General features: G+C 71.0%; 18 protein-coding genes. 8 read left to right on the top strand and 10 right to left on the bottom strand.

From position 1 onward, the window contains the following. Positions 1–97 precede the first annotated feature (97 nt). Entirely contained in the window at positions 98–442 is a 345-nt protein-coding gene (locus K7C98_RS12345; protein ID WP_224191818.1) for a hypothetical protein, read from the top strand. Between the two features lie 52 nt (positions 443–494). Here the strand turns inward: K7C98_RS12345 and K7C98_RS12340 are convergent, their stop codons facing one another. Further along, on the bottom strand, positions 495–1,058 hold the full coding sequence (locus K7C98_RS12340) for a 5' nucleotidase, NT5C type (RefSeq protein ID WP_224191817.1): 564 nt from the start codon (positions 1,056–1,058) through the stop codon (positions 495–497). A gap of 80 nt (positions 1,059–1,138) precedes the next feature. Between K7C98_RS12340 and K7C98_RS12335 the strand changes: the two genes are divergently transcribed. Next, positions 1,139–2,254, top strand: coding sequence for an SMP-30/gluconolactonase/LRE family protein (locus tag K7C98_RS12335; protein WP_224191816.1), 1,116 nt, complete (start codon positions 1,139–1,141; stop codon positions 2,252–2,254). A gap of 51 nt (positions 2,255–2,305) precedes the next feature. On the opposite strand, the gene K7C98_RS12330 is transcribed toward K7C98_RS12335, so the two are convergent. Continuing rightward, positions 2,306–2,956 (bottom strand): formylglycine-generating enzyme family protein, encoded by a 651-nt coding sequence (locus K7C98_RS12330; protein ID WP_263429450.1) that lies wholly within the window; start codon positions 2,954–2,956, stop codon positions 2,306–2,308. A gap of 350 nt (positions 2,957–3,306) precedes the next feature. Continuing rightward, positions 3,307–4,512, bottom strand: a complete 1,206-nt coding sequence (locus tag K7C98_RS12325) for a hypothetical protein (RefSeq protein WP_224191814.1) — start codon at positions 4,510–4,512, stop codon at positions 3,307–3,309. Positions 4,513–5,091: 579 nt separating this feature from the next. Here K7C98_RS12325 and K7C98_RS12320 point away from each other — a divergent pair. After that, positions 5,092–7,029, top strand: a complete 1,938-nt coding sequence (locus tag K7C98_RS12320; RefSeq protein WP_224191813.1) for a hypothetical protein — start codon at positions 5,092–5,094, stop codon at positions 7,027–7,029. 122 nt (positions 7,030–7,151) lie between these two features. Beyond that, the gene (locus tag K7C98_RS12315; protein WP_224191812.1) at positions 7,152–9,401 is read left to right on the top strand and encodes a CapA family protein; all 2,250 of its coding nucleotides are present in this window, start codon (positions 7,152–7,154) and stop codon (positions 9,399–9,401) included. A 54-nt stretch (positions 9,402–9,455) separates the two neighbouring features. Here K7C98_RS12315 and K7C98_RS12310 read toward each other — a convergent pair whose 3' ends face one another. Continuing rightward, positions 9,456–10,166 carry an MIP/aquaporin family protein gene (locus K7C98_RS12310; RefSeq protein ID WP_224191811.1) on the bottom strand — a complete coding sequence of 237 codons (711 nt, stop codon included), beginning with the start codon at positions 10,164–10,166 and terminating at the stop codon, positions 9,456–9,458. A gap of 721 nt (positions 10,167–10,887) precedes the next feature. Between K7C98_RS12310 and K7C98_RS12305 the strand changes: the two genes are divergently transcribed. Further along, entirely contained in the window at positions 10,888–12,201 is a 1,314-nt protein-coding gene (locus tag K7C98_RS12305; protein WP_224191810.1) for a PQQ-binding-like beta-propeller repeat protein, read from the top strand. A gap of 94 nt (positions 12,202–12,295) precedes the next feature. On the opposite strand, the gene K7C98_RS12300 is transcribed toward K7C98_RS12305, so the two are convergent. The 3 genes from K7C98_RS12300 to K7C98_RS12290 all read right to left on the bottom strand — a co-directional run bounded on the left by K7C98_RS12300 (position 12,296) and on the right by K7C98_RS12290 (position 15,536). Beyond that, positions 12,296–13,990 carry a DEAD/DEAH box helicase gene (locus K7C98_RS12300; protein WP_224191809.1) on the bottom strand — a complete coding sequence of 565 codons (1,695 nt, stop codon included), beginning with the start codon at positions 13,988–13,990 and terminating at the stop codon, positions 12,296–12,298. A 229-nt stretch (positions 13,991–14,219) separates the two neighbouring features. Then, complete coding sequence (locus K7C98_RS12295) at positions 14,220–14,789, bottom strand: hypothetical protein (protein ID WP_224191808.1); 570 nt, start codon at positions 14,787–14,789, stop codon at positions 14,220–14,222. A gap of 195 nt (positions 14,790–14,984) precedes the next feature. Further along, positions 14,985–15,536: an NADPH-dependent FMN reductase gene (locus K7C98_RS12290; RefSeq protein WP_224191807.1), complete on the bottom strand. Its 552-nt coding sequence runs from the start codon at positions 15,534–15,536 to the stop codon at positions 14,985–14,987. 264 nt (positions 15,537–15,800) lie between these two features. Here K7C98_RS12290 and K7C98_RS12285 point away from each other — a divergent pair, with 264 nt between their 5' ends. Then, positions 15,801–16,244 carry a helix-turn-helix domain-containing protein gene (locus tag K7C98_RS12285; protein WP_224191806.1) on the top strand — a complete coding sequence of 148 codons (444 nt, stop codon included), beginning with the start codon at positions 15,801–15,803 and terminating at the stop codon, positions 16,242–16,244. Between the two features lie 48 nt (positions 16,245–16,292). Then, complete coding sequence (locus K7C98_RS12280; RefSeq protein WP_224191805.1) at positions 16,293–16,679, top strand: VOC family protein; 387 nt, start codon at positions 16,293–16,295, stop codon at positions 16,677–16,679. Positions 16,680–16,706: 27 nt separating this feature from the next. Here K7C98_RS12280 and K7C98_RS12275 read toward each other — a convergent pair whose 3' ends face one another. Genes K7C98_RS12275 through K7C98_RS12265 form a run of 3 tightly spaced genes read right to left on the bottom strand, consistent with a single transcriptional unit; the run spans position 16,707 to position 21,531 of the window. Continuing rightward, positions 16,707–18,077, bottom strand: a complete 1,371-nt coding sequence (locus tag K7C98_RS12275; RefSeq protein ID WP_224191804.1) for an MFS transporter — start codon at positions 18,075–18,077, stop codon at positions 16,707–16,709. After that, entirely contained in the window at positions 18,070–20,547 is a 2,478-nt protein-coding gene (locus K7C98_RS12270) for a PEP/pyruvate-binding domain-containing protein (RefSeq protein ID WP_224191803.1), read from the bottom strand. The genes K7C98_RS12275 and K7C98_RS12270 overlap by 8 nt, the downstream gene beginning before the upstream one ends. A 36-nt stretch (positions 20,548–20,583) precedes the next feature. Further along, complete coding sequence (locus tag K7C98_RS12265) at positions 20,584–21,531, bottom strand: class I SAM-dependent methyltransferase (RefSeq protein WP_224191802.1); 948 nt, start codon at positions 21,529–21,531, stop codon at positions 20,584–20,586. 136 nt (positions 21,532–21,667) lie between these two features. Between K7C98_RS12265 and K7C98_RS12260 the strand changes: the two genes are divergently transcribed. Beyond that, positions 21,668–22,270, top strand: coding sequence for a TetR/AcrR family transcriptional regulator (locus tag K7C98_RS12260; protein ID WP_224191801.1), 603 nt, complete (start codon positions 21,668–21,670; stop codon positions 22,268–22,270). Positions 22,271–22,278: the final 8 nt, after the last annotated feature.

Below are 22,278 nucleotides of genomic sequence, written 5' to 3'. Positions count from 1 at the left end.
CTGGTTCGGACGTCGCCCGGGCAAGGCGCGCGAGGATCCTCGCTCGCCGTCTAGCGCATACAGCGCGGGGCCGAACGACGCGGGGATCGCGGCTCCCGTGATCGCGGTCGACGTGCCGGCCGTGCAGATTGGCGCTCAAGAAGATCTTCGTGGCGATCGAACGAATCCTCATCAGACGCTTCTCGTGCGTCTCGCGCCGGAGAGCGGGGCGAGCAAGACAGGAGTCGTCGGTGAGGCGAAGTTGATCCCGAGAATTTTTGGCGAGCTGCTCCGGGCCCGGCGCGAGCGATTCGCGCGGTCCGCTCCCGGGGACCCGGACGGGCTTTTCGGGGTCCCCGCTGGGGCGTCGCCGAGGCGGCACGGGCTGGAGGATTCGATGCCGTCGTGCATCCAGCTCGATCACGCCCGTGTAGCGATCGCCGGCGTCGCAGCGGAGCTCTGATGCGCGCCTATCATAAGATATGTCGAATTAAACATGTCTTGAGGACCATGCATCACTCGGCCTCGCACAGCCGCCGCAGCGCCGCGCGGATCTCGTGCAGGTTGCTGCCGTCGTAGCGGATCGCGTTGGGGTGGGAGAAGCCGCGGTTCCACGGCTGGGCCGGCAGCACCACCAGCCCGCGCGGTCGCCACTCCAGCCAGCGCTCGACGTAGGGCGGGTAGTCGTCGACCAGGACCTTGCCGTAGACGAGGCCCTTGTCCATCGTGATCGTCACCGGTACGCCGGGCAGGTGCTGCTGGCACCACTCGAGCTTCTCGGTCCAGGCGCTCGGCGTGTTGACCGGGCCCTTCGTCAGCACGTGGATCTCGAAGCGCAGCGCCTGCAATTCGGCGAGTACGTCGAAGCCGAGCTGGTGCCGCGGCAGCGAGCGCCACCAGCCGGGCTGACGCCGGATCACCGTCTCGCGCGCGCGCAGCCACGGCGGGCTGTCGTCCTCGCCACCCAGCGGCGGATCGGCGGGCCCCCGCAGGGTCTCCAGGTCGCGCACCAGCGCGCCCTGGTAATCGCAGAGGGTACCGTCCATGTCGATGAGCGCGACCAGCCCGACCTTCGCCATGAGCGCACTGTAGCCCGCGGCTCGCGCGAGCGCCACGCGGCTTTCGTCCGCGGCGCCGGCGTGATACCTGGGTCGTCATGATGAAGCGCGTATCATGGATGTTTTCGCTCGCGCTCGCGTGCGGCGGCAGTTCCGGCGAGACCGACACCGGCACCGGGACGAGCACGAGCACCGACGCGAGCGAGACCGACGCGACCGGCAGCGACACGACGACGACGACGACCGGCGCCACCGACACGCCGACGTCGACCGCGCCGACGAGCACCGCGGACCCGACCACCGGCGAGCCGCCGACCACCGCCACGACCAGCACGACCACCGATCCGACCGGCACCAGCACCACCGGCGCGGTCGACCCGCCGATGTCGCTCGCCGACATCGTCGACGGCGAGCTCGAGCTCATCGCCGACGGCCACATGTTCACCGAGGGCCCGATCTGGAACCCCGAGGGTTACCTGCTCTACAGCGACATCCCGGCCAACACGATCTTCCGCTGGGCCGAGGGCGAGCAGCCGAGCGCCTTCATCACGCCGAGCGGCAACTCCAACGGCCTGGCCTTCGACGCCATGGGGCGCCTGGTGGCCGGCGAGCACGGCGGGCGACGGATCTCCCGCCGCACGATCGGCGACCCGGACGCCGAGACCGTCGTCGACGAGTTCGAGGGCCAGCGCTTGAACAGCCCCAACGACCTGGCGATCCGCTCCGACGGCACGATCTACTTCACCGACCCGCCCTACGGGATCCAGCCCAACCAGCAGGAGCTCGACTTTCAGGGCGTGTTCCGCGTCGACCCGCAGGGCCAGATTTCGCTGGTCGCCGACGACTTCGACCGCCCCAACGGCATCGCCCTGTCGCCCGACGAGAGCCTCCTGTACGTCGCCGACACCAACGGCGAGCACGTCCGCGTGTTCACCGTCGAGGCTGACGGCCACGCCGTCGGCGGCGAGGTGTTCGTCGATCTCCAGAGCGACCTGCCGGGCAACCCCGACGGCATGGCCGTGGACGCCTTCGGCGACCTCTATGTGAGCGGCGGCGGCGGCGTCCGCGTGGTCACGCCCGACGCGACCGTGCTCGGCACGATCGAGGTCCCGGAGCAGGTGACCAATTGCAAGTTCGGCGACCCCGACGGCAAGGCTCTGTTCATCACCGCGCAGGCGCGGGTCTACCGGATCCGCCTCAAGGTCGCCGGCGCCTGAGCGAACCTGTCTCGCGGGACAGCTTCGCAGCCGTCCCGCGAATCATCGTAGTCAGCGCGAGCGGGCGAGGCGGAACCCGAGGTCGTCGATGCGGAAGGTCGGGTGGCTCTTGCGGCGGCACGAGGCCCGGCAGCCGCGCGGTGGGTCGTTCCAGCCGCCGCCGCGGAACACGCGGTAGGGTCCGTAGACCGAGGGGTCGTAGACGTCCCAGCACCACTCCCACACGTTGCCGATCGTGTCGTACAGGCCCCACGCGTTCGGGGCCCGGGTCGCGACGTCGTGCACCCGACCGCCGGAGTTGTCGTGGTACCAGGCAATCTCGTCGAGCTCGCCGTAACGCACGTCGGCGCTCCCGGCCCGGCACGCGTACTCCCACTCCGCCTCGGACGGCAGGCGATACCCGTCGGCCCGCCAGTCGCACACCACGTCGCGCCCCTCGGGGTCGTCGCCGAGCGTGTAGCAGGGCTGCAGCCCGACCGCGCGCGAGAGCGCGTTGCAGCACCGCACCGCCTCGTTCCACGACACCTCCGTCACCGGCGTGCGCGGACCCGCCGCGCTCGCGGGCGCCTCGCCGGCGATGGCCGCATAGAGCTCACGGGTCACCGGAACCGCGGCCAGGCGAAACGCCGCCAGCTCGACCCGCCAGTTGGTCTTCGTGCCCTCGTCGCGCAGCACGATCGCCCCGGCGGGGAGCTCGATCATGCTCTCGGCGAGCAGCTGGAGTGGCATCGATTCGGGGCGCGTCACGGAGCGCATCCTACACGATCGGCCCCAGCATGACGCGCTCCTGGCTTCGACGGCAGCCGCGTGGCCGGGCGCGATGCGACCTTGCGCGGCACGATCGCAGTCCACCGCAGACGCGAGCGACAATCGCGGCGACCTCGACGAGTGCGCTCGTCGCTCGAGCGCAGGCGGGCCCGGTCCGCCACGTCAGCGCCGGCGGGCAACTGTCCCGCAGGACAGCAGCGGTTCCCAGCACCGACAGCCCGGGACCTCGCAGTCCAGAGCCGAGTGATGTCGGCTGTCCTCTGGGACCGCCGGTCCTGCGCGCATCAGGTTCCGCTGCAGGGACCGTTCGGGCTGATGAGCCACGGATCGAAGTCGACCTTGGGGCCGACGCCGACCCCGTTGCCTCCCCCGACGAAGCCGGGGCCGTTGGCGGCGCCCCACCAGTTGCAAGTGCCGTCGACCCACCCGGGCACCGGGTTGAGGTTCGAATGCAAGGCGATGCCGAGAGCGACCATCTCGAACTGGTTCTTGTTGACCGGGACTTGAGTGAACGAGGGGTTGGCTTCGAAGAACACCGCCACCTCGTCGAGCGGCGCCGTCAGATCCCGGATGTCGGAGATCTGGTTGTGGAGCACCTTCGAGGCCGGCGTGTCGCACTCGAGGCCGATCGCGTGGGCCCAGCCGGTCGTCACCAGCGGATCGCTACCGCCGATGATGTCCTGGATCTTGTTGTCGAGGATCTCGATGGACGCGCCCCCGCCGTTGACGACCCCGGCGCCGTTGTTGGCGAGGATCGCGTACCCGCCGCGGCCTCTGCTCTCGATGTCGTGGATCTCGTTCCTCTTGATCAGGATGCCCACGCTCCCGTCGACGGAGCTGGAATCGCCGATGAAGATGCCCTTGGTCGAGCCGAAGCCTTCGATGCGTGAGATGTCGTTGCAGACGATGGCGACGTCGTCGGGTCCGTTCTCGAGGTAGATCCCCTGGGCGTTGTCACTCGTGGTGCTGCCGTCGGACACGATGCCATGAATGATGTTGTTGACGATCGCCGCGTTGTCGCCGTCGATCTGGACCCGCACCCCGACTCGGAAGCCCGAGCCGGACGGCTCGACCGTCAGCGAGAAGCCGTCGAGGGTGACGTCGGGCGCCGTGATGGTGACTCTGCCATTGATAAGCGACTCGTAGGCTGAAGCGAAGTCCCGTTCGGGCCCACATGTCCCGGCGCCCTCGCCGCGGAGGGTGAGCGGAATCGGAATGGTCACGTCCTCCACGTACTCGCCGGCGAACACGAAGATGACGTCGCCTGGCTCGGCGTCGTCCACGGCCTCCTGGACACTGGGATAGCAGTGCTTGGTGCCGCCCGGGTTGACGCACAGATCGAACGCCGGCGGCTTGTAGTCGGGCTTGTCGTGCTCGTCGTGCTTGTCGATATCGACGACATCGACATCGACATCGACATCGCAGTCGCGGAGGGCGGGGACGGCGAGCGCCAGGCTCGTGCAGAGGATAGTTGTGTTGTGGAGGATCATAGGTGCTCCGTTCTCGTGGGTTCGTCGATAGAGGCGTACCGAGATAACCTCGGACCCCCATTGTGCGAAGGTGACTCCGCCTCGCAACCGCATGGATTGCGTCATGCCACAGCGATGCCGAGTCCGTGCTGCCGATACCGCTCGCGCGAATCACAGTACACCGGCTCAGAACGAAGATCTTGCGCGAGCCCGTCATGCGGAGCCCGCACGCGGGGTAGTGGTCCCCATGATATTATGCGTGTTCGATATTCGATCGAACGCACACACGCGGCGACCCCGGCTTCGTGGGTGGCCGCGCCTACAAGATGGGGCGCCTTGCCCTCACGCGTGCGGCAACCCTTGACCCTCGACCAGGCGTACCGTCCATCGACCAGCGGATCGTACGATCCTCACGGGGGTGCTGGCATATGTCTCTCGAGACATATCGACGAAGAGCATCGGCACCCCGGCGCGAGGCGCGAGGCGCGCGGGGCCGGGCGGTCGTGCCCCCGTGGACCGGGCAGGGGAGGGCGCCGCGTCGGGCGCGCCCGGGCTCGCCTTTGACGTCGCGCCCGGGCCCGGCGTATCGTCGCGCGCCGGATGACCGACCCCACCGCAACGGCCGGGAGCACGCGCTGGGGCTGGCTGCGCGGCCACCGGGGCATGTTCGTCGTGTTCGCGGCGATCCACGCCGGTCTGGTGCTGAACGCCATCCCGCTGCGCGTGGTATTCGGCGCGCAGCCGTTCAGCGGGCCCGACTACCAGACCCACTTCCAGCACACGCACACGCTGACGCGCGCGCTCGCCGAGGGCCGGCTGTGGGTCTACGACCCGATGATGCTGGCCGGCTACCCGGCGGGCCTGTTCTTCGACGTCGACAACAAGGCCCACTTCCTGTTCTGCACCGTGTTGCACCGGCTGGGCCTGCCGCTGCACGTGGCCTTCAACCTCTTCACGCTGGCCTCGGCGATCGCCATGCCGATCTCGCTGTGGCTGGCCGCGCGGCTGCTCGGCGTGTCCGCGCGGGCGCAGGCGTGGAGCTTCGGGCTCGGCGTGCTGCTGTGGCACTTCGAGTCGCTGATCCGCTTCTTCTGGGGTGGCGGCATGATCTCGTTCGCGACCGCGACGCACCTGTGCGTCCTCGTGCTCGCGCTGTTCTACCGCCAGCTGTGCGGCCCGCCGGTCCGCGGCGGTTACGCGGCGCTGCTCGTGCTGCTGCCGCTGGCCCTGCTCACGCACGTGTGGAGCTTCGCCGCGCTGGCCGGGCCGATGATCGGGCTCTACCTCGCGCGCGCGCGCGTCCTGCCGCTCGCCGCCCACGCGCGCGTGTGGGCGCTGGCGGTCGTCACGGTCGCCGTCAATTCGTACTGGCTGGTGCCGGCGCTGACGCACATGGAGCTGATGGCGCCGTCGCACAAGCTCGGGCAAGCCACCCCCGACTTCGCGCTCTACGACCTGCTCGAGGTGTTCGTCGATCCGCTCACGACCGGGTTCGTCCGCCAGCGCACGCTGGTCCGCACCGTCGCCGTGCTCGCGGCCATCGGCACCCTCGTCGCCTGGCGACGCGCGCGCGAGCCGGCCCTGCGCTACGCGGGCGGCACCCTGCTGTGGCTGTTCGGACTCACCTACGCCGGCGCCCTGCTGCCGCTGGTGCCGGCCACCGAGCCGTACCGGTTCGCCGCGCCGATGGCCTGCTGGGCGGCGGTGCTGGCCGGTCCGTGGCTCGCCGACAACCTGACCCGAAGGACATGGTCGCAAGTGCCGGCGAGCCTGCGCGGGCTCGCCGTCGGCCTGTTGATCCTGCTGGCCCCGCGGGTCTACGCCCAGCTCGCCACCTTCGTCCCCGGCCTCGACGTCTCGTCGATGGGCTTCCTCAAGAGCGCCGTGCAGGAGGAGCAGTTCTTCCCCAGCATGCGGCTCAAGCCGATCAGCGACGAGTTCCAGGAGGTCGCCGCGTGGGTCGCGGCCCAGCCCGACGAGGGCCGCTTCCTGGTGCATTACTGGGCCCTCGGCGAGTACCTGCGCTGGGCCACCGACCGCCCGATCCTCGGCGGATTCCCGGACCGGCGCACCACGCACGAGCAGAGCAACCTGTTCCACTTCCTCGACAGCGACGAGCGCTACAACGAGGGCCTGGAGCGCTATCTACAGACCTTCAACGTCGCCTACATTCTCATGTCCGTGCCGCACATCCCGGCGATCGAGCGCCGCCTCGACCTGCTGGAGCCGCGCGGCATCGTCGGCAGCAGCTACCGCGCCTATCGCGTGCGCAAGCCGGCGGGCTGGGTCGCCCGCGGCAGCGCGCAGGTGCGCGCGGGGCTCGGGCGGATCGAGGTCTCCGCCGCCGAGCCGGCGCCCGGGACGGAGGAGCTGGTGCTGCGATACCACTGGTTGCGCGAACTGACCTGCCGCAGCGCCGTTCAGAACGTCGATTGTCGGCTCGAGCGCGAGCCGGTCGAGGGCGACGAAACAGGGTTCATCCGCGTCGTGGGTGCGCCGAGGCTCCCCGCCGAATTCGTGCTGGAACAAGCGCGCTGACGACCGCGGGTCAACGCTGTACGGACCCTGGACCCCAGGGCGGTCGGTATCACACAGGTAGGGCAGAGGCGGTGGCGGTCCGCCGCAGGCTGTTCATCATTGGCGGTACCGAGGGTCTGTCCATGCGCAGTATCTTTATCGTCCGTCCGCGGATGCTCGGGCCCGCGTTATATGCAGGCCTCTCCGTCGCCACTATCTCCGACGCGGAGGCGAACGACCTCCCTATCAAAACAGCCCATATCACGACCAAGATCGCGCTCGCTGGCACCGTGGTCGACCGCCAGGGTCAACCGGTCAGCGGCGCGACGGTCCAGGTCCTCGCATTCGGGGCCGGGGCCGCCAACGCCGGCCGCACCGCCTCGACAGGCGCTACGGGCGGGTTCGAACTGCAAGACCTCGACCGGCGCTCCGTGCTCCTCAAGATCACGCGCGCCGGATATTATACGGAGATCATACCCGCCGACCTGCATCGACCCTTGAGCGAGGCGTCGAGCAGCGTCGGCAACCTTACGCTCACCGCGAAGAAGACCGGCCGCGTGCGCCTGATGTTCGTCGGCGACACGATGTTCGGCCGCCGCTTCACCGACGAGGACCAGGACGGCCTGCAGGAGGCCGGCGACCTGATCCGCGCCAACTCGCGCGTCGCCGACGCGCAGAAGGTGGTCAGCTACGTCGCCGACGCCCTGAAGTCCGCCGATTACGCGCTGGCCAACCTCGAGTGCGCCGTGTCGGCCGACCCCGTGTCGGAGCACCCCTACAAGTCCTATACCTTCTATTCGCACCCCGACACGCTCGCCGGCCTCAACACCGCCGGGATCGACGGCGTCAGCCTCGGCAACAACCACGTCTTCGACTACATGGACGACGGGCTCTACGACACGATCAACGCCGTCGCCGACCACGACCTCGACTTCACCGGCGCCGAGATGAGCGAGTCCGCGGCGCTCGACACCGTCATTCGTCGCACCATCTCCGGCGTCCCGCTGTCGCTGCAGGGCTACACGAACCTGCGGGCCGACGGCACCAGCCTGACGGACTACCTGCTGGTCGCGCTCGACCCCGACAAGCCGGGGGCGCTCTACGCCCACGCCGACAACTTCGAGTCGTTCTTCGCCGGGGAGGAGGGCCGCTTCCGCGTGCCCATGATCCACGGCGGCGCGGAGTACAGCAGCTACCCGATCGACAACATGCGCGCGCACTTCGTCGACCTCGTCGACCGCGGCGCCGGCCTGGTCGTCGCCCACCACACCCACACGATGCACGGCATCGGCCTCGTCGACCCCGGCGACGGCCCGAAGTTCGTGCTCATGTCGCTCGGCAACTTCATCTTCGACCAGAGCACCTTCGTCACCACGCAGTCGCTGATCGCCGTCGCCGACGTCGACCAGACCGCGAACGGCTTCGACGTCGCCCGCCTCGAGCTGATCCCCGTGCACGTCGAGAACTACGTGCCCAAGCTGCTGGCCGGCCGCGCGCTCGAGCGCCACGCGCGGCAGCTCGGCCACCTGTCGTCGACGCTGCCGCTCACGCCGAGCGGCAGCAGCCAGCCCGACGGTCTGCGCGGCGCGGTGGTGTTCCCGTGGCGGCAGCGCGTGGTCGCCCTGCGCGACGCCTCGCAGTACCTCACCCACGCCACCGCCGAGTCGGTCAGCCTGACGGTCAAGTCCGGCAGCGCCGGCCCGATCGCGTTCACCCGCAAGAACGCCACCGACGCGCTCGTCGGCGTCAAGACCGGCGCCGCGGCCAAGGTGGAGGTCGGCCGCGACATCTTGCTGTACGGCGACTTCGAGGACGTCGACGTCGACGGCGACTGGCTCGAGGGCTTCGCCTGGGACCAGAGCGAGTACCGCCACGTGCAGAGCTCGCAGGTCTACAGCGGCGTCGGCGCGGCCGTGCTGATCCGCCGCGACGACCACAAGAACGACACCGAGATGCCGGTCCGGCGCACGATCCCGATCCCCGGCGGCGCCAAGCTGACCCTGCGCGGCCACGTCCGCGCCGACACCGGCGGCACCTTCAAGGTGATGACCCAGTTCTACGACGCCGACGGCGACTCGCTCGGCACCAGCGAGCGCTATACCCATTCCGGCGGCACCTACGACTGGACGCAATTCACCGCCTCGTTCACCGCCCCGGCCGGCGCCGCCTCGATCCGCGTGTCGCTCAAGCAGTCGCCGCCCGAGGACGGCGAGGGCCGGGTGTACGTCGACGACCTCGCGCTGATCCAGTGGGACCCGAAGCCCGCCGACGGCAAGGCCGGCCTCGCGCTGCCCGGGCCCAACAACTACTCGTACTTGCGCTTCTCCGACATCGCGGCCGGCGCGACCCGGCTGGCCGTCACCATGACCCACAAGACCTACGCCGCGAAGTGATGCACCGCCGCGTCCGCGTCGCCGGAGCCCGCGGCGGCGCGGGCGCGGAGGGCGTCAACCGAGCCAGGCCGCGTGCAGCAGCGCCGCCGCGGCCGCGCCGACCAGCGGCCCGACGATCGGCACCCACGCGTAGCCCCAATCGCCGTCGCCCTTGCCGCGGATCGGCAGGACCGCGTGGGCGAGCCGCGGGCCGAGGTCGCGCGCAGGGTTTATCGCGTAGCCGGTCGGCCCGCCGAGCGACAGCCCGATCGCCAGCACCAGCAGCGCCACCGGCAGGGCGTCGAGCGCCCCGAGCCCGTGCGTCGGCGCGGCGATCTGCAGCACCCCGAGCACGAACACGAAGGTGGCGATCGCCTCGGTCAGGAGGTTGTGGCCGGGGTCGCGGATCGCCGGCGCGGTGCAGAACACCCCGCGGATCGTCGCCGGCTCGGCGGTCGCCTCGAACTGCCGCCGGTACGCCAGCCACACCACCACCGCGCCGGCGAAGGCGCCCAGCAATTGCGCGCACATGTACGAAGGGACAGCCGCCCACGCGAACTTGCCGCGCAGCGCCAGCGCCAGGGTGACGGCCGGGTTCAGGTGGGCCCCGCTGACCGCCGCGACCGCGTAGACCGCCACGAACACCGCCGTCGCCCAGCCGGTCGTGATCGCGATGAGCCCGCCCCCGTGCCCGTGCGTGCGCGCGAGCGTGACGTTGGCGACCACGCCGTCGCCGAGGACGATGAGGATCGCGGTCCCGAGGAGCTCGGCGGAGAACGGGGTCATCGCCGGCGAGGATAGACCGCCGCGCGGGTCCCGGTCGAGTTTGATGTCGGATGGCGCGAAGGGCGCGGTGGCGGCGAGGCATGTCCCTGGCGACATGTCCTCACAGCCAGCCAGGCGTCACGGCCGCTGCGCTGCCTGCCCGCCGTCAGGGCCCGCCGCCGCGCGGACGCGAGCCAGCCGAGAATGAGAATGGTCAACATGAATCCCTCGCGCACTCGCCCGGGTCCGGGCGGTTCGAATGTCATGAGTCCGGACGGACGATCGCCGCGCGGCGGAGTGGCCGCGCCGTCGACGTCCGCCGCCGGTCGACGCCGATCAGGCCGCACGCCGACAGCGACAGCGACGACAACACGCCCGCGCTGCGCCGGAGGTCAGGCGGCGAGCGAGCGCCGCGGACCCTTCACCCGCATCGAGCCTGTCTGTGCCGCCGTGCATCTGGTGAAGAGAATTCCATTAAGATGAAAAATTGCAAGCGAAGGCGTTGCGGACCGTGCGGGGCGGTATCGCGCATCATTTCACGCTGAGCAGGCAGGGGCGCGGCAGATTGCGACTGGCCGGCAGCGTGCAGACTCCAGTTCACTACCGAGTAGTCTATTATAGTGAATGTCTTGATCCGGCCGTTCCTCGCGGGCTGTCCGGATATGTCCCCGAGGACACATCTTCTCCGCGCGTCCGATCGCGGTCTCATCCGCGCGTGCCCCCGATCCGGCACGGTTGTCTCATGCACCATCGCCGGCTCCTGTTGGCTCCCTCCCTCGTCCTGTCGCTCGCGTGCGGGCCCGGGGTGCTCGACGGCGACACCGAGGGCAGTTCGAGCTCGACCGGCGGGTCCGGCCCGGGGTCGAGCAGCGGCACCGAAGGGCCGGGGGAGCCGACGACCACGGCGGACCCACCGGCGACCACGGCCCTGCCGACCACGAGCGGCGGCGAGCCGTCAGGCTGTCCCGAAGGACAGCCGTGGAGCCCGCTCGGGTCGAGCGTGCTCGGCGTGCCGGAGGGCTTCGCGGCGAGCACGTTCGCGGACAACATGGTGGTCCTGGCCGACGGGCGGATCGCCGTCGCCGGGGTGCTCGAGAGCATGCCGGGGGTGATGGAGGCGCCGGCGGTGCTGTTCCTGTCGCCCGCGGGCGAGGTGCTCGGGATGACCACCGCCGAGCCGAGCCAGATCGTCTCGGTGTCGGCGCTGCGGCGCGCCGCCGACGACAGCCTCGTGCTCTGGCTGACCCGCCTCGATCCGATGATGCTGGCGCCGGGTGTGCTGCGCCTCGCCCCCGATGGTTCGGTGCTCGGCGAGGTCCCGCTGGCGGAGTCGGTCGTCGGCGCGGGCTTCGAGCTGGCCGACGACACGGCGGTCATCGCCGGTCGCGATCGGTTGACGTCGATCCCGACGGTGGCGAAGTTCGCGATCGAGACCGGCGCGATGGTGTGGCGCGTCGCGCTCGACGAGCCGGACGTGGTGGTGCCCAGCGAGGTCGTGGTCACGCCCGAGGGCGACATCTTCGTGGCCGGCGGCGGCGACCGGGACGTCGATGCCAGCTTCACGGTCGTGCGCCTGTGGAAGATCCGCGGCGACGGCCAGATCGAGTGGGCCAGCTCGCTGGCCAGGCCGCCGTTCGGCCTCCTCACCGCGTTCGAGCGCCTGCCCAACGGACAGCTGGCGGTGCTGCGGCGCGGCCCGGACGACGACCAGACCATCGAGCTGCTGGCGGTCGACGCCGCCGATGGGTCGCCGGCGTGGGAACTCCCGCTCGCCGCGCCCGACGCGTCCGAGGAGCCCTACGCGCGCGCGCTGCTGGTCGACGCCGACGCGCTGTCGATCCCGGTGATGCGCAGCGAGCATGAATTCAGCGCGCTGCGCTCGATCGCCGTCCAGCGCGTCAGCTTCGGCGGGAAATTGCTCGAGGTCGTGCCGCTCGACGTCCCGGCTCGCCCGTCGCGCGGCTGGACCACCGTCAGCGTGCGCGGCAACTGCGACGAACTGGTGCTCCTGTCCGGCGAGTTCGAGGAGCTGTGGCTCGGCTCGTTCGCGCCGTGATCGCGGGGGCGTGATGATTCGTCCGCGAGCGACCGGACGAGCGCGCGGCGACTGCGACGAGTGGTGGGCGGCGCCGTGATGATTCGTCGCCGGCTCACTTGCGCGGCTTGCCGAACAGGCGCCGGCGCAGCAGCGAGCGCTTGACGGGCTGCTTGCCGGCGTCGTCCGGGGGCTCGCCGTCGCGGGTGATCCGCAGCTGGCCGCCGGCGACCCACACCTTCTTGAGGTGCGCCAGCAGCTCGTCGGGCAGCTCGGCCGGCAGCTCGACCATCGTGTACTCTTTATAAATTTCGATGCGGCCGATCTGCTTGCTCGTCAGCCGCGCCTCGTTGGCGATCGCGCCGACCAGGTTGCCGGGCTTGAGGCCGTGGACGAAGCCGACCTCGACGCGGTAGGCGGCCATGCCGGGCTCGGGGCCGCGCTCGGCGAGCGGCTCGCGGGCGGGCTCGGTGCGCTCCGGCGCGAGCAGGAACGGTTCGCCGCGGCGGACCAGCTTGGCCAGGCCGGCGGCGATCTCGAGCGCGGGGATGTTGTCCTCGCGCTCGAGGTCCTCGATGACGGCCTGAAACTGCTCGAGCCCGCCGCCGGCGATGCTGTCGCGGATCTGCTGCTTGAACTTGGCCAGGCGGACGTCGTTGACCATCTTGACCGTCGGCAGCTCCATGCGCGCGATCGGCTGGCGCGTGGCCCGCTCGATCATCCGCAGCAGGTTGCGCTCGCGCGGGGCGACGAACACGATCGCCTCGCCGCTGCGACCGGCCCGGCCGGTGCGGCCGATCCGGTGGACGTAGCTCTCGGGGTCGGTCGGCACGTCGTAGTTCATGACGTGGCTGATCCGCTCGACGTCGAGGCCGCGGGCGGCGACGTCGGTGGCGACGAGGATGTCGATCGCGCCGTCGCGCAGCATGGCGATCGAGCGCTCGCGCTGGGCCTGCGGGACGTCGCCGCTGATCGCCGCGGCCGCGAACCCGCGCGCCTGCAGCCGCTCGGCCAGCTCGTCGGTGGCCAGCTTGGTGCGGGTGAACACGATCATCGCCTCGAACGGCTCGGCCTCGAGGATCCGCGTCAGCGCGTCGAGCTTGTGCATGCCGCTCACGACCCAGTAGCGCTGGCGGATGTTGTCGGCGGTGCGGGTCTTGCTGGCGATCGTGACCTCGACCGGCTTGCGCAGGTGGGTCTGGGCGATCCGCCGGATCGGCGGCGGCAGGGTGGCCGAGAACAGCGCGGTCTGCCGCGTGTCCGGGGTCCGGCGCAGGATCGTCTCGACGTCGTCGATGAAGCCCATGCGCAGCATCTCGTCGGCCTCGTCGAGCACGAGGTGGCGCACGTGCGAGAGGTCGAGCGAGCCGCGCTCGAGGTGATCGATGATCCGCCCCGGAGTGCCGACGACGACGTGCACGCCGCGCGCGAGGGCGTTCAGCTGCGGGCCGTAGCTCTGGCCGCCGTAGATCGGCAGCACGCGGAAGCCGGGCAGGTGCGTGGCGTAGCGCTGCAGCGCCTCGGCGACCTGGATCGCCAGCTCGCGCGTGGGCGTGAGCACCAGCGCCTGCAGGCTCGGGCGCGCGCGATCGAGGCGGGCGAGGATCGGCAGGGCGAACGCCGCCGTCTTGCCGGTGCCGGTCTGGGCCTGGCCGAGCAGGTCGTGGCCGGCGAGCAGGTGCGGGATGGTCTCCTCCTGGATCGGCGTCGGCGACTCGTAGCCGAGGTCGCGCAGCGCTCGCAGCAGCGGCTCGGGCAGGTCGAGCGCGGAGAATCCGGTGGGCGTGGCGCTGTCTTCGTCTTCGCGCATGAGCAGGAACGTCTACCCGTTTTGCCCGGGCGCAGGGGCGGCGGCGGCGTGCTGATGAGCACGCGGCGACTGCGGCGGAGCGCCAGGCGCCGCGCCGGAAACACGCTTGCGAGCGCGCGGGGCGAGTCGTTGCGAGGCCGCGAGATACCGCACTCCAGCCGCCGCACCACGCGTCCGCTCGCCAGTTCGCTGCGGAAGCGGTGGACGGCGCGAGCGACGATCGTGACAGTCACGGGGCCGGGCGGTAGGCCTCGGACTCGAACGAGACCAGCAGCTCGAGCGGGGGGAGCTCGTCGAGCGGCCCTGCCGGGGTCCCCCGCAACACGATGTCGAACGCCCCGGTCTCGAAGTCGCCGCTGACCTCCATCAGGTCGACCGCCTGCACCGCGAAGACCAGCGAGTCCTTCATCTCCACGCCGTCGACGATCGCCGCCGCGCCGAGCTGCTGCGAGTGACCGGATTCGGTCTCGGCCCACAGCTCGAGATCGCCGGTCCAGAAATGCGACCAGGGGACCTCGGAGTCGCGGACCACCAGCGAGGCGCCGTCGCAGGTGATCGCGCGCCGGGTCGCCCCCTCGTCGACGGCGAGCTTGAGAAAGTGGCCGTAGGTGAGCCGCGGCTCGCCCGGAGGGACGCCGGGGAAGTCGACGTCGTCGACGAATCGGCGATGAACCACTTGCTGTCCTTCGGGCGTCCAGGTGTCGACCGAGTAGAGGAAGAACTGCGCGTTGACGTACGGTTCACAGGCCGCGAGCGCGGCGGCTGTGATGATTGCGGGGATCGGAGCGTGGGTGCGCATCGAAATCTCTTTCTCGCGGCCCGACCGGGGCACGCGTGAGATCCACCCGCGAGCGCCACGAATGTTTCCTGCGATTCGCAGCGACTCGCTCGCTGCGCCGCTCACGGGCGCGACGAAAGCGGCCGCCGCCGTGCAACACGGGTCCTGCAGGTCAAGACCGGCAATCAGGGCGCGTAGTCGGCGGCGCCGGCCGGCTCACGTCGCGTGGCGGCGGATCCACGCGACGTAGCGGTCCATCCAATTCTGCAAGAATTTTCGGCTGCCCGGGCCGATCTGGCCGGCCTCGTCGAACAGGCCCTCTTTGGCCTGAATGAACGCCTCCGGCTGGCCGAGCGTCGCCACGTCGAGGTAGGCGAGCACGCCGCGGAGGTGCTGCTGGGCGACGGCGGTGCCGATGGCCCCGGGCGACACGCCGATCACCCCCGCCGACTTGCCGGTGAACGCGCTCTGTCCGTACGGCCGGGAGGCGTGGTCGATCGCGTTCTTCAGCACGCCCGGGATCGAGCGGTTGTACTCCGGGGTGACGAACAGCAGGCCGCTCGCGGCCTGGATCTCCGCCTTGAGCCGCTTCACCGGCGCCGGTTGATCGGCGTCGTCGTCCTGGTTGTAGAGCGGCAGGTCGCCGATCTCGAGCTGCTTGAACGTGAACTCTGGCGGCGCGAGCCCGGCGATGGCGGTCGCCAACCTGCGATTGAACGACTCCCGGCGCAGGCTGCCGACGAGGACCGCGATGTTGTATCGGCTCATGGAAGACCCCCGTTTCCGGCGAAAGCGAGGAGCTCTTACCACGCTTCGCCGGGCGTGCAACCGCGGCGGCCGCGTCCGCCGCGTCCACATCTTGTGCCAGTCGCGTTCCCGCAACCTAGCCTGGCAAATTGCATAGCTCGCCACGCCGACGCGCCGTCCGAGCCGAAGGCCGATCGCCCGGGCGAGCGATCGCGTTCACCTGTCCCGAAGACCTGGCGCCATCAGGCCCCGAGGGCCGGCGCGCCTGATACACTGCGCGCCGAGATGCTGCTCAAGCCCGACCGCTTCCGGCGCCTGTGCCGCGCCCGCGACCTGCTGCGCGAGGTCCCGGTCGACCCCGTCACGATCGCGGACATCGCCGGCGAGGTCGACCTCTCGCCGTTTCAATTCATCCGCCAGTTCGAGGCCGTGTTCGGCCGCACCCCGCACCAGTACCGCATCGAGTCGCGCCTCGAACGGGCCCGACACCTGCTCGCCGGCGGCCACCACTCGGTCACCGAGGTGTGCATGGAGATCGGCTTCTCGAGCCTCGGGAGCTTCAGCGCGCTGTTCACGCGACGCACCGGCGCCACGCCGTCGGCCTACCAGCGGCGCTTGCGGGGCCTCGTCCAGGTCCCGGGCGCGCTCCGGCGGCAGCTGTTCCCCGGCTGCTTCTGGCTGATGGGCGGTCTGCCGCCGGGCGCGCTCCGCAGTTTTCGAGAAGCCTGACCGGCCCGCCCCTGCCAGACTCCCGCCGGTTTCCCACGGAGGAGAGACATGCGGATCAAGCTCAACAGCATCGTCGTCGACGATCAGGACAAGGCGCTGAAGTTTTACACGGAGGTGCTCGGCTTCCGGAAGAAGCACGACCTCCCGGTCGGCGTGTACCGGTGGATCACCGTCGTGTCGGCGGAGGGCCCGGACGACCTCGAGCTCGTGCTCGAGCCGAACGCCAACCCCGCGGCGCAGACCTACCAGAAGGCGCTCTTCGATCAGGGCATCCCGCTGACCGCGTTCGAGGTCGACGACCTCGCGGCCGAGGTCCGGCGGCTGAAGGGCCTCGGGGTCGCGTTCACGCAGGAGCCGACGCCGGTGGGCGCGGTGAGCATCGCCGTCTTCTCGGACACCTGCGGCAACCTGATCCAGCTGTACCAGCCGACCTGACGCGGCCCGGCGCGCCGGCGGCTGGTGTCAGCGCCGGCGTTCGCCGTGCACGACCGCCGGCATCCGGCCCGGGAGCAGCAAGGCGAGGCCGAGCGTCATGAACAACGCCCCGGCGAAGATCGAGAGGACCACGGCGTGCTCGTGCATGACGACCTCGGCCGCGGGCTCGTCGGTCAACACCACGCCGAGCACCGTCAGGCCGGCGATGCCGCCGATGTAGCGCATCGTCGAGGTCAGACCCGCGGCCATGCCGCTCTTGTCGCCGGGGACGTCGCTCATCGCGGCGGATTGCGAGGGCGCGGAGGTGAGCCCGAGCCCCGCGCCGAGCAGCACCAGCGGCGGGATCGCGTCACTCAGCGAGTGGAGCGGCAGCATCGTCAGCAGCAGCATGCCGGCGAGGGCCAGCGAGCAGCCGATCAAGGCCACCCGGCGCGGGCCGAAGCGGTCGGTGAAGCGCCCGGCGAACGGCGATGCGACCACCATCATCCCCATCATCGCCAGCAGCGTGGTGCCGACGTCGCGCGGCCCGACGTGGAACAGTCGGCCCGCCACCTGGGGCAGCTCGAAGATCGTCGAGTACATCGCGAAGTTCTGCAGGGCGATGATCAGGCTGCCGCCGACGAACGCGGGCCGCCTGAACAGCGAGAAGTCGACCACCGGATCGGCGGCTCGTCGCTCCCACCCGGCGAACAGACCGAGGCCGACGATCCCGAGCCCGGCGGCCCAGCGCAGGTCGGCGTGCTCGAGCCCCAGCGCGAGCCCGAGCAGCGAGGCGCCCAGCAGCAGCGAGCCGACGAGGTCGAAGCGAGGCTGCGTCACGGCGGACCTGCGGGCGGCCGGGCCGACGTGCGCGAGCGCGGCGGACAGCGCCAGGAGCGGGACGTTGGCGAGGAAGATCGACGTCCACCCGAAGCGCCCGACGAGCGCCGCGCCGAGCGTCGGCCCGAGACCGGCAGACAGCCCCATCACCGCGCCGAAGGCCCCGAACGCGCGCCCGCGGACCTCGGGCGGCAGCTCGGTGCGCAGCAGCGCAGTCGCGCTCGGGACCATGATGGCCCCGCCGGTCGCCATCAACATCCGCGCGACCGTCAGACCGACCAGCTCCGGCCAGAACCACGCGAGCATCGACCCGGCCGCGAGCAAGAGCTGGCCGAGTCCCAGCGCCCGGCGGTGGCCGAGCCGGTCGCCGAGCTTCCCGCCGGGGCTCTGCAGGACGATGTTCGTCAGCAAATAGCTGGTGACGAGCGCCTGTCGCAGCACGCCGGACTCCTCGTGGAGGGTGCGCGCCATCTCCGGGAGGGCCACCGCCACCATCGTCGAGTTGAGCGGCGCGAGCGCGGCCGAGACGGCGATGGCGACGAGCAGCCGGGCCTGGGGGCCCGAATTCGCTTCAGCCATGCGCGACCTCGCCGGCGTTCGCGGGGCGCAGGAGCGTCACCAGGCCCTCGTTGCCGTCGACCAGGATCTCCTGCCCGTCGGCGATCCGCTCGGTCGCACCGGCGGCTCCGAGCACCGCCGGGATCCCGTACTCGCGCGCGACGATCGCCGCGTGGGACACGGCGCCGCCGGTGTTCGTCACGACGCCGGCCGCGAGCGTGAACAGCGGCGTCCAGGCGGGGTTGGTATACCGGCACACCAGGATCTCGCCGGCCCGGAGCCGCTCGAACCCGTGCTCGTCACAAATGACGCGCGCCCTCCCGCGGACGACCCCGGAGGAGGCCCCGACGCCCCGCAGCACGTCGGCCGCGCCGCCCTGGCTACCGGCCGCGAAGGCCCACTTCTGCCAGCGCCCGTTGACGACCGCATAGGTCGCCCGCCGCCGCCGCACGAGCCGCTCGACCTCGCCGCGTGACGGCACCTGTCCCTCGAGCCAGCTCCTCAGCTCGGCCCGGGTCAGATAGAAGATGTCCTCGGGGACAGGTAAATGCCCGCGCTCGTGCAGGCGCCGCGCGAGCGCGGCGATGATGTCCTGCAGCGCCGAGAACAGGCGCGCCAGGTCGAAGTGGGAGCGCTCGCGGAAGACGATCGCCGTGCGGAGTCGTTCGACGACCTGCGCGAACGCGGCGCCGAGCCCGGGGATGAAGCGCACCGCGCGGGTGACCTCGGCGAGGGCGGCCCGGTAGCGCCGCTGCCCGGCCGCCTCGGAGGGCGGCTCGCTCACGTCGAGCAGCCCGCGCAGCAGCCCCCACATCGGCGTGGGATCGCGCCGCCACATCGAGGCCGAGAGGAACAGGCCGGTGCTCTCGCGATACCCGTGCTCGGCGAGGAAGGCGTCGACCTCGGCGAGGAAGGCGCGACCCGCCTCCGTCTCCCGCAGCTCGTCGGGGCGCCCGTCGCGGAGCGGGCCCGTGACCTCCGGCCCGGCGCCGACCGCCTTGCGCGAGAGGTCGAACAGCGCCTCGTTGACCTCGGAGGTCCGGGTGCGGAGCCCCGACACGAGGTCGCCCATGATCACGGGCGCTCGCTTCCTGCCGACGGCGAAGACGACGGGGATGCGCACGAGCAGCGTCGCCGCCTGACCGACGATCCCTTCGAACCGCTTGCCCAGCGTCTCGGTCAGCACGCCGGCGATCCGGTCGGCGCGGCGGAGCAGCGCGGCGTCGTCCATGGCGCCCAGGTCGGTCAGGTCGCAGGCGTCCAGGATCCGCGGGAGGGCCTCGTTCTCCCACCATCCCATCCAGTCGTGGCCCAGGCTGGCCGCGACCGTCCGCGGCAAGGCGAGCAGCCGGAGCGTCGGTCGTGCCCGCGGCGGGACCAGGGCCTCGCGCCAGACCTGCTCGGCCGACGCGCGCAGCTCGGCCTCGTCGACCGCGAAGCCGGCGAACTGCAGCGTGTGAGCCACCGCAGGCAGCACGATCCCGAACCCCCACTGATCGAGCGGCTTGGGCGCGACGGGGAAGCGGTCGTTGTCGTTCGACTCGAGCAGCCGTCGCTGCATCCGGTTGAGCGGCGGCAGCGGCGGGATCGCCTCGAGCTCGACGTCGCGGAGCGTGGTGATCGGCCGCGACTGCAGGAGGTGGACGACGCCGCCGGCGAACGCGAACTCGACGTCCTGCGGGCACCCGAAGTGCGCCTCGAGGCGCAGCCCGATGCGAGCCAGCTCGTGGACCAGCGCGTCGCTCGGGGCCGGGCGGCCGGCCCCCCGGCGTTCGCGCGCGGTGATCGCCGGGGCTCCCGCGCCCGGCTTTCCCGCGTCGAGCGGGCGACTCAGGTGATAGAGGTCGCCGCTCGTGTGCCCGGACACGATGGCCTCGCCGAGGCCCGGGGCCAGCTCGACGAGCATGCGATCGGTGCGCTGGTCGACCGGGTCGACGGTGAACAGGACGCCGGCGAATTCGGACTGCACCATGCGCTGAACGACGACTGCGATGGCGACGCCGAGGTGATCGATGCCCCGAGCCGCGCGGTAGTCGAGCGCCCGCGGCGTCCACAGGGACGCCCAGCAGCGCCGCAGCGACAGGAGCAACGCGGATTCGCCCGCCACCTCGAGGTACGTGTCGTGCTGCCCCGCGAACGACGCGTCTGCCAGATCTTCGGCCGTCGCGGAGGACCGTACTGCCACGAGTGGTGCGCCCAGCTCACGGTAGGCGTCACGCACCGCGAGCTCGACCGCAGGGAGCAGCGCCCCGTGGAGGCACAGCTCCGCGGCCGTCGCCGCCGCGGCCTCCCAATTCCTCGCGGCGATCGGCGCCGTCAGGTGCTCGGCGAACTGCCACGCGCGCGCCTGCTCGGCGTAGGTCCCGGCGGTGACGACGAAGCCGGGCGGGACCGCCAGCCCGAGCCCGATCAGCTCTCCGAGGTTCGCTCCCTTGCCGCCCGCGATCGGCAGATCGGCGCGCGACAGCTCGCTCAATTGACGGGTGATCATGAAACGTCTCCTTCGGTCACGCTCGCATTGCGTCGACTACCGCCGCGCCAGCAAGGCGCCGACGGCCCCCATCGGCCCGGTGCGCCCGCCGAGCGCGATCGTCTCGACCGCGCCGAGCCCGGCGGCCGCGAGCCACGACGCGAACTCGGCGGGGCTGTGGACCCGTCCGGCCCGTGTCCGAAGGGCCAGGTTGAGGGCGTAGAGCGCCCGGGCGCGCTCGCGCTCCGGCGTGCCGCCTGCGAGCGCGTCGACGACGAGCAGCGCGCCTCCGGGCGCGACGGCCCGCGCCAGTCGGGCGAGCAGCGACGCCGCGCGCTCCGGCGTCTCGAGGCGGAGCACGTTGGCGATCACCACCAGATCGAAGGCGCCGGCGGGCAGCTCGACCGCGTGCATGTCACCGGGGATCGTCGCCACGCGTTCGCCGAGGTCCAGCTGCTGCGCGCGCGCCGTGAACGACTCGAGCACCTGCGGAAAGTCCTGGCCGGTGACGTGCGTGGTCGGAGAACGCTCCGCGATCGCCAGGCTCCACACGCCCGAGCCGCACCCGACGTCGAGCACGCGCGCGGGCGCCTGCGCCAGCTTGCCGGCCAGCTCGCGCGCGAACGGCTCGAAGTGCTCGCCGAGCCACGCGACCCCGGCGCGGTAGCTCGCCTCGCGCTCGGCCGGGGTCCCGTCCATGTGCGCGCGGGGTTCGCCGGAGCGGAGGAACGCGACAGTGTGCTCCCACAGGTGCGGCCGCGGATCGTTGCCGCCGACCCAGGGCCGCAGCCACGACCGCAGCTGCGGGCTCGCCTCGTAGAAGTCGCCCTCGCGGCTGGCGAGGTCGAGCGTCACGAGCGCGTCGAGCACCAGCGTGGCGGCCCGCCGATCGAGGCCGAGCTTCTCGGCGAAGGCCGACGCGGCCTGCGGCGCCGCCAACAGCTCGCGGAAGAGACCCGTCTGCTGGGCCGCGGTGACGATCGATGCCGCTGCGAACAGATCCATCACATCAAGTTCCATCTGCGTGTCCTCCCTCGGTGGGGTGTCGAGCCCTCATTGAACTCGCGCCATGCGCGCGTTTCGGGGGCTAAACCCAGGCCTGCTTGCGCTGCTGGAAAGTTAGTGACATGACACTTATTAAATGGCAAGGCCGAGGAACACCACCGACGCACAAATTCTCGAGGAGGCGCGCGCGTGCTTTTTGGAGCACGGCGCGGGGGCGTCGACGACCCTGATCGCGGAGCGGCTCGGCATCTCGCACGGCGTGCTGTTTCAACGCTTCGGCACCAAGGAGCAGCTGCTGCGAGCCGCGCTGCTGCCCTCGCCGGCGCAGCCATGGATCGCGCAGGTGCGAGCGGGCCCCGACGAGCGGGACGCGCGGACCCAGCTCCTCGAGCTCGCCGAAGAAATCTCGACGTATCTCGAGCGCATCGTCCCGGCCCTCGCCGTGCTGCGCTCGGCGGGCGTGCAGGTCGAGTCGCTGGCTGAGCGGCGGGAGGAGTTGCCGCCGGTCCGTGCGCGGCGCGAGGTCACGGCGTGGTTCACCCGCGCGATCGAGCGCGGGCTGCTGCGCCCGGTCCGGCCGGAGCACGCGACCGACCTGTTCCTCGGCGCGCTGCAGTTTCGGCCGTTTTATCAACACCTCTCGGGTCAGGGCTTCGACGGCCCCGACAACCACGCGTACCGGCAATTCGTCGTCGATACGGTCTACGGGACGCTCGCTCCGACCGGCGAGCCACCGTGAGGGCGGCT

The organism is Nannocystis pusilla, from assembly GCF_020073745.1.
GTDB classification, from domain to species: domain Bacteria; phylum Myxococcota_A; class Polyangia; order Nannocystales; family Nannocystaceae; genus Nannocystis; species Nannocystis radixulma.
The sequence above is the reverse complement of the archived record's forward strand: the minus strand, read 5'-3'. Positions and strand labels throughout refer to the sequence as shown.

Bases quoted from the DNA above. Each gene is read 5' to 3' on its own strand.
- K7C98_RS12340 (WP_224191817.1), bottom strand. From the start codon at position 1,058: ATGGCGAAGGTCGGGCTGGTCGCGCTCATCGACATGGACGGTACCCTC.
- K7C98_RS12315 (WP_224191812.1), top strand. From the start codon at position 7,152: ATGCGCAGTATCTTTATCGTCCGTCCGCGGATGCTCGGGCCCGCGTTA.
- K7C98_RS12270 (WP_224191803.1), bottom strand. From the start codon at position 20,547: ATGATCACCCGTCAATTGAGCGAGCTGTCGCGCGCCGATCTGCCGATC.
- K7C98_RS12330 (WP_263429450.1), bottom strand. From the start codon at position 2,956: ATGATCGAGCTCCCCGCCGGGGCGATCGTGCTGCGCGACGAGGGCACG.
- K7C98_RS12275 (WP_224191804.1), bottom strand. From the start codon at position 18,077: ATGGCTGAAGCGAATTCGGGCCCCCAGGCCCGGCTGCTCGTCGCCATC.
- K7C98_RS12300 (WP_224191809.1), bottom strand. From the start codon at position 13,990: ATGCGCGAAGACGAAGACAGCGCCACGCCCACCGGATTCTCCGCGCTC.
- K7C98_RS12265 (WP_224191802.1), bottom strand. From the start codon at position 21,531: ATGGATCTGTTCGCAGCGGCATCGATCGTCACCGCGGCCCAGCAGACG.
- K7C98_RS12285 (WP_224191806.1), top strand. From the start codon at position 15,801: ATGCTGCTCAAGCCCGACCGCTTCCGGCGCCTGTGCCGCGCCCGCGAC.
- K7C98_RS12320 (WP_224191813.1), top strand. From the start codon at position 5,092: ATGACCGACCCCACCGCAACGGCCGGGAGCACGCGCTGGGGCTGGCTG.
- K7C98_RS12290 (WP_224191807.1), bottom strand. From the start codon at position 15,536: ATGAGCCGATACAACATCGCGGTCCTCGTCGGCAGCCTGCGCCGGGAG.
- K7C98_RS12305 (WP_224191810.1), top strand. From the start codon at position 10,888: ATGCACCATCGCCGGCTCCTGTTGGCTCCCTCCCTCGTCCTGTCGCTC.
- K7C98_RS12335 (WP_224191816.1), top strand. From the start codon at position 1,139: ATGAAGCGCGTATCATGGATGTTTTCGCTCGCGCTCGCGTGCGGCGGC.
- K7C98_RS12325 (WP_224191814.1), bottom strand. From the start codon at position 4,512: ATGATCCTCCACAACACAACTATCCTCTGCACGAGCCTGGCGCTCGCC.
- K7C98_RS12295 (WP_224191808.1), bottom strand. From the start codon at position 14,789: ATGCGCACCCACGCTCCGATCCCCGCAATCATCACAGCCGCCGCGCTC.
- K7C98_RS12260 (WP_224191801.1), top strand. From the start codon at position 21,668: ATGGCAAGGCCGAGGAACACCACCGACGCACAAATTCTCGAGGAGGCG.
- K7C98_RS12280 (WP_224191805.1), top strand. From the start codon at position 16,293: ATGCGGATCAAGCTCAACAGCATCGTCGTCGACGATCAGGACAAGGCG.
- K7C98_RS12310 (WP_224191811.1), bottom strand. From the start codon at position 10,166: ATGACCCCGTTCTCCGCCGAGCTCCTCGGGACCGCGATCCTCATCGTC.